Genomic DNA, 11,066 nt, shown 5'->3' with positions numbered 1-11,066 from the left:
AAATTTCAATATTGAATTAATTGCTATTTTTACCTCATGTCAGCAATGGAGCACATATGGCAGCGTTACCTGGCCGAAGGGGGTATCCCTGATGCCACGGCCTTTGGCGTTTGGCTGATCAGGGAACAGCCCGGGCTTGGAAAGGAGAACAAGCAGGCCTCAGCTTCTTTTGAGACCAATGAACAAGGATACCCTGCAGGGTATGAAGGAATGGGGTTGTCGGTGAGGTCCGCCATCATGCTGGGAAGGCTGGAACGCTTTGTGCACCAACTGTCGAAGCCACAGATGAAAGCGGCAGGCATGAGTGAGGATGAATTCATTGTACTGGCTACCCTTTTGTACCTCCCTAAGGCTACCAAGACCCAACTCCTGAAACAATGCCTGATCGAGATCCCTACCGGGAGTGAGCTCCTGAAGCGGATGAAAAGGGATGGCCTCGTCCTGGAGAAGAAGAATCCCGATGATGCCCGTTCTTCTTACATTACCATTAGTGCCAAGGGCCGGCAGCAGCTGGTGAAAGCCTTCCAGCATTTATCGGAAGTGGAAGATGCCCTGGCAGCGCTTCAACCCTCAGAACAGCAAACCCTTTTCCGGCTGCTGGATAAATTGGACCAATACCATAGCCGTCGCCACCAGATCCTTCAGGTCAGCGAACTGATGCAGGGTAAGGGTGAATGAGTAAATGGTCCGATAGGATATTTTGTATGTGGTATTTTGTTAATATTACTTCCATACAGAAATATCCCCCATCGTATGATCAAGCATTTTGCCATCCCGATACTGGCCTGGATCATTTTTTTCCTGAATCAAAGTTTCCATTCTCCGGTACTGCTTGTTCTCGCAGTATTGGCATTGCTTGCTGCTGTAATGGATGCGGTCCATCATGCGGAGATCATTTCGCAAAGGGTAGGGGAGCCTTATGGTGCTTTGGTGCTGGCTTTGTCGGTGACCATCATTGAAGTGTCCATCATTATTTCCCTGATGTTCGAAGGTGGTCAATACCAGGCCGGATTGGCCAGGGATACCGTTTTCTCCGCTGTCATGATCATTTTAAATGGATTGGTGGGTTTGTCTGTTTTGGTTGGGGGCTGGAAACACCGCGACCAGGTCTTTTCCTTGCAAGGGGTGCGGTCTGCGCTCACGGTATTGGTCGCTATTTCTGTGCTTACCTTTATCCTTCCCAATTTCACGCAATCCATTCCCGGACCTTTTTACAACGGGCAACAATTGTTGTTTGTAGCCATCATAACCCTGGTATTGTATGGAGCTTTCCTTTTTGTCCAGAATATCAAGCACCGCGATGATTTCGTAAGTGGTAATGCAAACCAGGAAATTCATGAACGTCCCGATAAGCGCACTGCGATCAGGAGCCTGGTCTTATTGCCTGTTAACCTGCTGGTAGTGGTCTTGCTGGCGGAGTCACTGGCACCTGAGTTGGAGAAATTCATTGATGAAGTAGGCGCCCCGAGGGAGCTTGCCGGTGTGATCATTGCAACGGTAATATTATTACCGGAAGGCATCGCTGCAGTCAAGGCTGCACGAAACAATCAATTGCAGCAGAGCCTCAACCTCTCTATTGGGTCGGCACTTGCAACAACGGGCCTGACGATCCCTGCCGTTGCCTTTGTTTCCCTGTTTACCGGACTTCCATTGTCTTTGGGCATATCACCAGAATTGATGGTCCTGTTCATCCTCTCCCTTTTTGTATTGGTGATGTCATTGAGTACAGGCAGGACCACCATACTTCAGGGTGTGGTACTTGTCGTGATCTTCTTAACCTATTTGCAGTTGATGCTGGTCCCCTAATACTGGCCAACCGGTGATGGCTTCCAATAAAAAAAGGTCCGGGTGGGACCTTTTTTATTTTATACATGGGGAATACTGATCAAAGATTCGCGGCGATCATTTCAGCAATATCGAGCACCTGTACACTGTCTTCCTTCTCTTTGGTCTTGATGCCATCGGTCATCATGGTATTGCAGAAAGGACAGGCCGAAGCAACCACACTGGCGCCTGTTTCCAGGGCCTCATTGGTTCTTTCCCAGTTCACACGGGTGCTTCCTTTTTCTTCCTCCTTGAACATCTGGGCACCACCCGCACCACAGCAAAGGCCATTGGCCCTGCAGCGCTTCATCTCTACCAGTTCTGCATCCAGGGCTTCCAGTACCTTGCGGGGTGCTTCATAAATATTATTGGCCCTTCCCAGGTAACAGCTATCGTGGAAGGTGATCTTCCTTCCCTTGAAACTGCCGCCATCCTTGAGTTTGATGCGGCCCTCATCAATGAGCTGCTGCAGGTAAGTGGCGTGGTGGATAACTTCATAAGTCCCTCCCAATTCAGGGTATTCGTTCTTAAGGGTATTGAAGCAGTGGGGACAGGTGGTCACGATCTTCTTGATACCGTAGCCATTCAGGATCTGGATATTCTGGTAGGCCATCATTTGGAACATGAATTCATTCCCTGCCCTGCGTACGGGATCGCCCGTACACATCTCTTCTTTTCCCAGGATGGCAAACTTTACGCCAACTGTATTCAGGATATGGGCAAATGCTTTCGTTATTTTTTGGGCACGTTGATCGAAACTGCCGGCGCAGCCCACCCAGAACAGTACTTCAGGGGTCTCGCCGCTTGCCATCAGTTCAGCCATAGTAGGTACCTGCATGCAATCAATAATTTTTGTAAATCTAGAAGAATTGGTGGAATTCACAACAAATCGTTCAGGACCGAAACTATTGGGATTTAGGTGGGGTTAGACTTCTGCAGAATTTTGCCAAATGGTGTAAATTGAATCAAATAAAGCCTCGATGACGGTTGATCAACATCTGCTATTGATCCGGAATTATGATCTCTGGTCCCATATCAGTGATGAGGAATATGAAGAGTTGAACATTATCCATCGCTTTGTTGAGGCCAGGAAGGATGAGTATTTGTACTTTGATTCCCATTTCCATAATAAATTGTATTTCCTGAAACAAGGCTGTATTAAGCTTGGGTATATTGATGATTCCGGCAAGGAAGTGGTGAAGGAGATCATCTATAAGGGTGAAGTGTTTGGACAGATTACCCTTGAAAGGACCAACCTGAATGGCGAGTTCGCACGAGCCTATAAATCTGATGTAAGTTTATGTGCCTTTAATATCCACGACTTTGAAAAGTTGTTGGAAAAGAAACCCAATATTGCTTTGCGTTTTTCCAAACAGGTCGGACATCAGCTGAAGCAGGTTGAGAACAGGCTTTTGAACCTGTTACGCAGGGATGTCCCTTCCCGCCTGGCTAATTTCCTTTTGATGATGCCAATAAAATCACCAGGAGGGGAAAATGAATTGGTTATAGAACATTTCCTGACCCACGAGGATATGGCACAACTGATCGGGTCCTCCCGCCAAACTGTAACGACCCTATTAAATGATTGGGCCACCATGCAATGGATCAGAATAGAAAAGGGGCTCATCCATGTTTATAACGTTAAGGAGCTGCAAAAACTGGCAAATGTCAGCTAGCTGACCATCCGCACTTATGCTTCATCAATAGCTTTGGTTTCATAATCAAGATTCATGAAGCATATATTACTTCTTTTCGCTTTATTCATGGTGGTATTGGAAGAAACAGACGCCCAGCCTGTTTCCCCTCAATTGTTGAACCTCCACGATGGCATTGCCCTGGATGGTTATGATGCTGTTGCCTATCAACAACAAAACAGGGCAGTAAAGGGAGATGGGTCCATAAAACTCTCTTATAATGGGGCTACCTATTATTTTTCCTCAACAGGCAATTTGGAATTATTCAGGAAATCCCCGCAACAATACCTTCCTGCCTACGGGGGATGGTGTGCTTATGCAATGGGAAAATCCGGGGATAAGGTGCCAGTAGACCCGGAGACTTTCAAGATCATCAATGGAAAATTGTACCTTTTTTACAATAAGTTTTTCAATAATACACTGGTGAGTTGGAATAAGGATGAATCCCGTTTAAAAGCCCAGGCTGAACGCAATTGGACTTCGATAATCAACAAGAAAAGTAAGTTATGAATAAGCTCCAATTTAAAATGGTAAACTGGTCGGCAAGGATTATTGCAGCCCTGATCCTTTTCCAGACCTTATTCTTTAAGTTTACTGCCCACCCGCAATCGGTTAAACTGTTTTCCCTGTTAGGGGTAGAACCATGGGGTAGGATTGGGCTAGGGATACTTGAGTTGATTGCCGGGGTTTTGATATTGGTGCCTGGTACTATGATTTGGGGAGCATTGATGGTTGCGGGGCTAATGTTAGGTGCGGTGGTTGCCCATCTTACCAGGCTGGGTATTTTCTTTGACGGGGATCCCTGGTTGTTCATATATGCATTGATTGCCCTTATTTGCGCATTTATAGTATTGATCATGGATAGGGAAAAACTGTACCGGTTACTCCAACATCTCAGGTTGTTTGTAAAAAATAAGGCCAGGCAATTGCCACAATAAAGCATCCAATAAACCCACTGCCATCTCTCTCAAATACTATTCAGAATAGTCTTTTACCTGATTCAGCAACAACAAAATCAGTTCTTTAGCTGTTGCTCTGGGAAATAGTTTTTGCAGGATGACTTTTGCCCGGAATTGTGTACTGGTAGCGCTCCTTTGTGGCATGGCAAGTATGGCCCTGGCACAGGAATTCAATTTGGTGGAGAACCGGTCCAGGGTTGCCTTCAGCATCCGGAATTTTGGGTTTACAGTGGATGGCAGTATAAAGGGGCTATCTGGCAAGGCTGTCTTTGATCCCAGCAGGCCGGAGCATTCTGTTTTCAATGCGATGATCGAACCTTCCACTATCAATACAGGCAATACCATGCGGGATGGCCATTTGCGGAAGGCTGAATATTTTGATGTTGACCAATTCCCGAAAATTATCCTCCGTTCCTCCACCATTCAGGCTGGATCAAAGGAAGGAACCTTTATTTTCGCAGGCCTGCTGACCATTAAGGGGGTAAGTAAGCCGATTCGCTTTCCATTCTTTGCAAGAAAACAGGCGGGTGGCTGGCTGTTCGAAGGCGGTTTTGACTTGAATCGGCGCGATTTTGGTGTTGGAGGAAAGAGCCTAAGCATGGCCGATAAAGTGACGGTCCAGCTAAGTGTTTTTGCTGAGGAATAATGGCTGGAACAAGGATTGGCCGGGGCTGTTGATTTTCGTTTTTTGAAAAACCTTATATTAGAAAATGGTTAAGTGCTTTTGTGCTTGCCAGTAAACCATAAGTATATCCGTAATGCAATTACGAAACGCCGTTCAACATGTGTTTGGCCAGTTGAGTGCCACACTTCAATTGCTGGACAACAGCAAGTATTGCCTGCCATCCAAACACCTATCAGGGGCTACTATTGGCCAACATACCCGTCACATCATTGAAATGTTCCATTGCCTGCTCAGTGGTTACGAGACCGGCAGCGTGAACTATGAGAAAAGGAAGAGGGATGTGAGGATCGAGACGGACAAGGAATTTGCCCTCCAGCTGTTGAATGCCACCTATACAGACCTCAACCGTCCTAACAAAGCTTTGGTACTGGAGGCATCTTATAATGATGATTCCAATGATGCACTGACCATTGATTCCAATTTCGAACGGGAGATCGCTTATAACCTTGAGCATACCATCCACCATATGGCGCTGATCAAGGTAGGCATACTTGAACTTTCCGATATTGAGCTGCCCGAAGGTTTTGGTGTGGCTTCCTCTACCATGAAGCATCGTAAGCAATGTGCACAGTAACCTATTTACCGTTCAGGGATAAGGTCTTCCTCACTTCCAACAGGGATGAGAAAAAGATCAGGGGGATAGCTATTCCTCCCACTTCTTATGAAGTGAATGGGGTAAAACTGGTATATCCTCGTGACCCGGATGCCCATGGGACCTGGGTTGCCATGCATGAAGCCGGACACCTGGCTGTATTATTGAACGGGGGATTGGTAAAGCATGAACCAGTTTATCCATACAGAAGGAGCAGGGGCATGATCTTCCTGGATGTAGTAGCCAATGAAGATATGTTCGGTGCCTACCAGCGTATCGATCTCCACAATATTGAACCCTTTACCCTTATCCTTTTACAGGAAGGCCTGTTAAGGGAACATCGTTGGGATGGAAAGAAGAAGCATATCACAGAACTGGATCCGTGGCTTCCCCAAATCTGGTCATCAGTTACGCTATATGACCAGGAGGTGATCGACAGGCGTAGGGCCTGGTTCAATGAGTGGCTGGGCAATAATCCCATGCCTGATGCCTATGCCATCCAGTATTTTCACCAATTCGGGGGCAATGGGGATCTGTACAACGGCCTCCGGATGAACCGGAATGGGGAAATGCTTACTGTCAGCATTACCTGCATGGAAAAAACGGAACAGTCAATAAGGATGATCTATCACGATCTGCAGGAGAACAAGAAATACCAGGCCGGACTGGAATACTCAAATGTTCCGGAATTACCCTCATGAATTGGAGCCAAAGGATTTTACACCGCCCGTTTTTTATCAAACTATTGAACTGGGAGTATTGGTCATTCAATACTGTTTATGTACCTATCCTGCCTGTCTGGTTCCTGCTCTGCGCCAGGGCGAGGTCTTTCTTTTTTTTCTCGGCCTCCAATCCAACCATTGATTATGGCGGTTTCCTGATGGAGTCCAAGAAGGCGATCTATGACATCATTCCTGAAGAATATTATCCGAAGACCATCTATTTCCCACTGCCATGCTCACCCGAAGCCGTGGTAGAGGAGGTAAAGCAAAGAGGCTTCAACTATCCATTGATCGGCAAGCCTGATGTAGGCGGCAGGGGAAGGGGGGTGAAGAAACTGGCGAATGAAAATGAATTGCGGGTCTATGCAGCAAGTTCACCACTTGATTTCCTGGTGCAGGAGTATGTTCCTTTTGCCAGGGAGGTAGGTATCTTCTATTATCGTTATCCGGGAAGTGAAATGGGCCATGTGACAGGTGTTGTACAAAAGGAATTCCTGGGGGTGATAGGGGATGGTAGAAGCACGATCCGTCAACTGCTCCTGCTCGATAAACGGTTTATCCTTCAATTGCCTGTACTGGAAAGGATGTATGGCGAAGGTCTGGAAGCCATATTGCCCAATGGGGAAAAGAAGGAACTCGTGCCTTATGGCAACCATGCCCGTGGGGCAAAATTCCTTGATGATTCCCATCTGGTGGATGCAACCTTTGTGCGGACCATTGATGGCATCTGTAAGCGGATCGACGGGTTCTATTATGGCAGGCTGGATATTCGCTATAAGGATTGGACCTCTTTAAGGGAAGGCAGGGATTTCTCCATCATTGAGTTGAATGGGGCCGGATCCGAACCAACCCATATGTATGATCCTAAGCACTCCCTGTTCTTTGCCTGGAAGGAGATCATCAGGCATTGGTTCATCCTTTTCCGGGTAAGCCGGCTCAACCACAAGAAAGGCGTACCTTACCTGACCTTCATGGAAGGGAGAAAGATGTTCCGCGACAATACGGAGTTTGAACGGAAGGTGGCCCAAATGTACCCCTGATATTATCGGTTATAGATAAACGTTAGGGAACCAAGCTATAGCCAATATGATCGCTTTATTCAAGATATTCGGTGCAGGAATGCTGATCAGCTTCCTGGGGAGCCTTCCCCTGGGGACACTGAATATCTCTGCCATGCAGATCGCTGTCCAGGAGAACACGAGGAGGGCATTGGCCTTCGCGGCAGGGGTAGCCCTGGTGGAGATCATTTATGTGCGTCTTTCGCTCAAAGGTGTGGACTGGATCATGTCCAACCAGCGGATCTTTTATATACTGGAATGGGTGACAGTGGTCCTTTTCCTGGTCCTGGGTATCAGCAGCATCCGGGCAGCTATGGCAGCACCGGGAGAACGCATGAATATCCTGCTGGATAACAAGATGAACCGTTTTTTCCTGGGATTAAGCATGAGTGCCGTCAACCCTGTACAGATCCCTTTCTGGTTCCTTTGGAGCAGTTACCTTTTCAGTATCCACCTATTGCAATCTACAACCCTGGCTTTTAATGTCTATACCTTGGGTATTGGGATTGGCACGGTGACAGGCTTGTTGCTATTCATTTATGGTGGCAAATGGCTGGTGAGGAGAATGAATGCAGGACAAAAATTCCTGAATATACTGGTGGGGATTGTTTTTCTGTTATCTGCGGGGATCCAGTGTTACAGGGTTGTCACCAAACCACAAATGGAAATACGGTCTGCCAGATGACATCTGACTACCTAAGAAAATAAAAGGCCGGCATCAAGCCGGCCTTTCTTTATGTCTTTGGGGTCAATTAGAATTGAACACCTTCGTTCATGTTCTGCATGTTCTGCATTTCGCCCCTGATGTTCTTGCGCTTGAAGATGGAAGTGTCGAACTTACCAAACCTCCAGGCAAACTGAAGCCTGAAGAATTGCGGATCCCTTCTCCTCCTTGAATCCTGGATAAAGAACTGGGATTCGGAATGCTGGTCGCTGATACGGGTGCGGAAGATATCGCTCCAACTCAGGGTAATGGAAGCGGCCCTGTTCTTGAGGAACTCATAGCGAACAGACAGGTCCACGAAATAGTTCGGGCGTACATAACCTTGTGCAGTATTTCCGGGACCACCCCACATCATACCACCACCACCAAAACGGCCACCACCACCACCGCTTCCGCCGGGAGGGAGGATGGTCTTGGACGTATATTCACCACTCAATTGAACCGTGAAGTTCTTGGGTAATTTGAAAGTATTGTTCAGTTTGATGAAGTAGCTGTAAATATTATCCTGTTCGGTTACACTGGGATCATCAATATTGATCTTTGACGTGAACAGGTTCAGGTTACCGGTCAGGTCCCACCACTTTTTCACTGCGAACTTACTGGTTAGTTCCAGGCCTGTAACAATACTACTGTTGGCATTGGTATAAGTATTCACCAGTACTTCGTCTCCTGTAACCGGATTGTTTTCCTTTTGTTGAACCCTGGTGATCAGGTTCTCCGTGTATTTGAGGTAATAGGTAGCCAGGAAACTGTTGTTCTTTTCCGTGATCTTCTGGTAACCCAATTCAAATGAGCTGGTGAACTCAGGGATCAGGTTAGGATTACCACGGCTCAGGTTTAGTGAGTCAGAGTAATCTGTGAAGGGGAAAAGCTGGAAGAAGTTGGGCCGGTTCACCCTTCGGGTATAGCTCAGCTGGAGATCCTGCTGGTTACCCAGGTCATAGGTAAAGAACGCACTGGGGAAGAGACTGATTGGGAAATTATTGCTGAAGGTTTGGATGCTGTCCTTACCATCTGTTTTGGTTGAATACACCGTGCCTTCATATTCCGAACTCTCTATACGCAGCCCCAACTGGTAACCCAACTTCTTGTACTTATTGGAAAAACTGGTATAAGCCGCATAAACATTATCGGTATTCTCATACTTGGAAGACAATTGTGGGATGGGAACAATTGTGCCGTTGGGAAGTTGCTGGAAGATATCGTTGCGGCTGTCAACAGAACGGAACTGGGCGCGCAGACCCATTTCGATCTTGGCATTCTCAGACAAGGGGTTAACGAAATCGGTTTGAACCGTGAAGAACTTGTTGGTGCCCGCACCGTTCAACAACTGGATAAACTGGCGGTAACCCTCATCAGAACCCAATTTCGGATAAATATCGTTAACGATCTTGTTGTTGTTCTCGTTCTTGCTTTGGTTGAAGTTCAGGTCAGCAGTCAGTTCCTTACCCGGTTTGGCAAAGTTGTGTTTGAAGCCAAGGGTGGTTCCCAGGTTACGGAAACTACCAACGGTGTTGGAGTTCCTGATACTGTTAGAGGTAGCTGTACCCGAGCTGGCAAGGGTATCAACGAAGATATCACTGGTGGTATAGGGCTTGAATTCACCCCTTACCAGGTTGATGGATCCTGACAGGGTATTGCGGTTGTCAATGAAATAATCCGCCCCAAGCCTTCCAAAGGAGAAAAAGCCCTTGCTCACACTTTCGTCATATTGTTTGAGGAAGGTATTGGGATTATCGAACAGGGAAGTACGTTCTGTTTCTCCATTTGAGATGGATTTACGCATACCGTAGTTGGCATTCGCAAAGAGGTTCACCTTGCCCTGGCGGACGTTAAAATCACCACCCAGGTTTGGCCTGGCGCGCATATCAATGCCTGCACGAAGGTTTCCGCTATAGCCAACTTTCTTATTCTTCTTTAATACGATGTTCAGGATGCCTGAGGTACCACCGGATGCATCATACTTGGCAGAAGGGTTGGTGATCACTTCAATGGAAGCGATCGCATCGGCAGGGATTTGTTCGAGGGTCAGGGTAGTAGGACGGCCATCCACAAATATCTGCGGGCTGGCATTCCTGAGGGTTACATTACCATCGAGGTCTACCTGCACGGAAGGCACATTTTTCATGACATCCACAGCGGTTCCACCGGCAGAGTTAAGGTTCTTTTCAACATTGAACACTTTCCTGTCGATACTGGCACTATACAAGGGCTTGTTGGCCGTTACGGTTACCCCTTCCAATACCTGTGCGTCTGCTTCCATGGCAATATTACCGAGGTCCTTGTCTACACCGGCCAGTGCCCTGGACATATCACCGCCGCCCATCTTCATCTCAAAAGCCACTTTTTGTTCAATGGCCTTAAAACCAATGGCGGTAACTTTTAGTTTGTAGGAGGCTGCAATGGCAAGGCTTTCGAAGGCAAATTCACCCCTTTTATCGGTGAGCATACCGGCAACAATGGTATCCTTCCTCTTCTTGGTAAGAGTGTCGAACTTGCTTTGGATCAATTGTACGGAGGCAGCTTCAATGCCCTTGTTGGTCTTTCCGTCAACGATCTTTCCGTAGAATCGGCCGATGTTCATGTTGCCACCACCCATCGCACCGGCCCTTCCGGAAACCCCGGCAGGCATCTGGGCAATCAGGCTGGTGTTCATCAGCACGAATAAGGCTAGTAAAAGGTTCTTAAGCATTCTTCTATGTTTTCTCTGAGTGGCGCAAAATTCAGCAAAGGATCATGACAATTTGCTGACAATGTGATGAATGGTATAAGACAAATGGCCGGGCCCTTCGGTTTAATGCTTCGGAT

General features: G+C 47.1%; 12 protein-coding genes. 10 read left to right on the top strand and 2 right to left on the bottom strand.

The genetic code is table 11. The features are described 5' to 3' along the window. The first annotated feature begins 45 nt into the window (after window positions 1-45). Together KJS94_RS06620 and KJS94_RS06615 are read left to right on the top strand one after the other, a co-directional pair. Complete coding sequence (locus tag KJS94_RS06620) at window positions 46-678, top strand: MarR family winged helix-turn-helix transcriptional regulator (RefSeq protein WP_214446522.1); 633 nt, start codon at window positions 46-48, stop codon at window positions 676-678. Window positions 679-753: 75 nt separating this feature from the next. After that, window positions 754-1,806 carry a calcium:cation antiporter gene (locus KJS94_RS06615; protein ID WP_214446521.1) on the top strand — a complete coding sequence of 351 codons (1,053 nt, stop codon included), beginning with the start codon at window positions 754-756 and terminating at the stop codon, window positions 1,804-1,806. Between the two features lie 79 nt (window positions 1,807-1,885). Here the strand turns inward: KJS94_RS06615 and KJS94_RS06610 are convergent, their stop codons facing one another. Beyond that, a complete protein-coding gene (locus tag KJS94_RS06610) occupies window positions 1,886-2,662 on the bottom strand; it encodes a (Fe-S)-binding protein (RefSeq protein ID WP_214446520.1) in 777 nt (258 codons plus the stop codon). Window positions 2,663-2,804: 142 nt separating this feature from the next. Between KJS94_RS06610 and KJS94_RS06605 the strand changes: the two genes are divergently transcribed. From KJS94_RS06605 to KJS94_RS06570, 8 genes are all read left to right on the top strand, one after another. Then, the gene (locus KJS94_RS06605) at window positions 2,805-3,500 is read left to right on the top strand and encodes a Crp/Fnr family transcriptional regulator (RefSeq protein WP_214446519.1); all 696 of its coding nucleotides are present in this window, start codon (window positions 2,805-2,807) and stop codon (window positions 3,498-3,500) included. 54 nt (window positions 3,501-3,554) lie between these two features. Then, window positions 3,555-4,028, top strand: coding sequence for a YHS domain-containing (seleno)protein (locus tag KJS94_RS06600; protein ID WP_214446518.1), 474 nt, complete (start codon window positions 3,555-3,557; stop codon window positions 4,026-4,028). After that, window positions 4,025-4,456: a DoxX family protein gene (locus KJS94_RS06595; protein ID WP_214446517.1), complete on the top strand. Its 432-nt coding sequence runs from the start codon at window positions 4,025-4,027 to the stop codon at window positions 4,454-4,456. The genes KJS94_RS06600 and KJS94_RS06595 overlap by 4 nt, the downstream gene beginning before the upstream one ends. Before the next feature lie 118 nt (window positions 4,457-4,574). Next, window positions 4,575-5,123: a YceI family protein gene (locus KJS94_RS06590; RefSeq protein ID WP_214446516.1), complete on the top strand. Its 549-nt coding sequence runs from the start codon at window positions 4,575-4,577 to the stop codon at window positions 5,121-5,123. A 112-nt stretch (window positions 5,124-5,235) separates the two neighbouring features. Next, window positions 5,236-5,736, top strand: coding sequence for a hypothetical protein (locus KJS94_RS06585; RefSeq protein WP_214446514.1), 501 nt, complete (start codon window positions 5,236-5,238; stop codon window positions 5,734-5,736). Then, window positions 5,724-6,455: an NRDE family protein gene (locus KJS94_RS06580; protein ID WP_214446513.1), complete on the top strand. Its 732-nt coding sequence runs from the start codon at window positions 5,724-5,726 to the stop codon at window positions 6,453-6,455. Before KJS94_RS06585 ends, KJS94_RS06580 begins: the two co-directional genes overlap by 13 nt. Continuing rightward, the gene (locus KJS94_RS06575) at window positions 6,452-7,516 is read left to right on the top strand and encodes an ATP-grasp domain-containing protein (RefSeq protein WP_214446512.1); all 1,065 of its coding nucleotides are present in this window, start codon (window positions 6,452-6,454) and stop codon (window positions 7,514-7,516) included. The genes KJS94_RS06580 and KJS94_RS06575 overlap by 4 nt, the downstream gene beginning before the upstream one ends. A 46-nt stretch (window positions 7,517-7,562) precedes the next feature. Further along, window positions 7,563-8,219 carry a LysE family translocator gene (locus tag KJS94_RS06570; RefSeq protein WP_214446511.1) on the top strand — a complete coding sequence of 219 codons (657 nt, stop codon included), beginning with the start codon at window positions 7,563-7,565 and terminating at the stop codon, window positions 8,217-8,219. A 67-nt stretch (window positions 8,220-8,286) separates the two neighbouring features. Here the strand turns inward: KJS94_RS06570 and KJS94_RS06565 are convergent, their stop codons facing one another. Then, entirely contained in the window at window positions 8,287-10,950 is a 2,664-nt protein-coding gene (locus KJS94_RS06565; RefSeq protein ID WP_239804317.1) for a TonB-dependent receptor, read from the bottom strand. Between the last annotated feature and the right edge of the window lie 116 nt (window positions 10,951-11,066).

The organism is Flavihumibacter rivuli, assembly GCF_018595685.2.
Classification (GTDB): domain Bacteria; phylum Bacteroidota; class Bacteroidia; order Chitinophagales; family Chitinophagaceae; genus Flavihumibacter; species Flavihumibacter rivuli.
The sequence above is the reverse complement of the archived record's forward strand: the minus strand, read 5'-3'. Positions and strand labels throughout refer to the sequence as shown.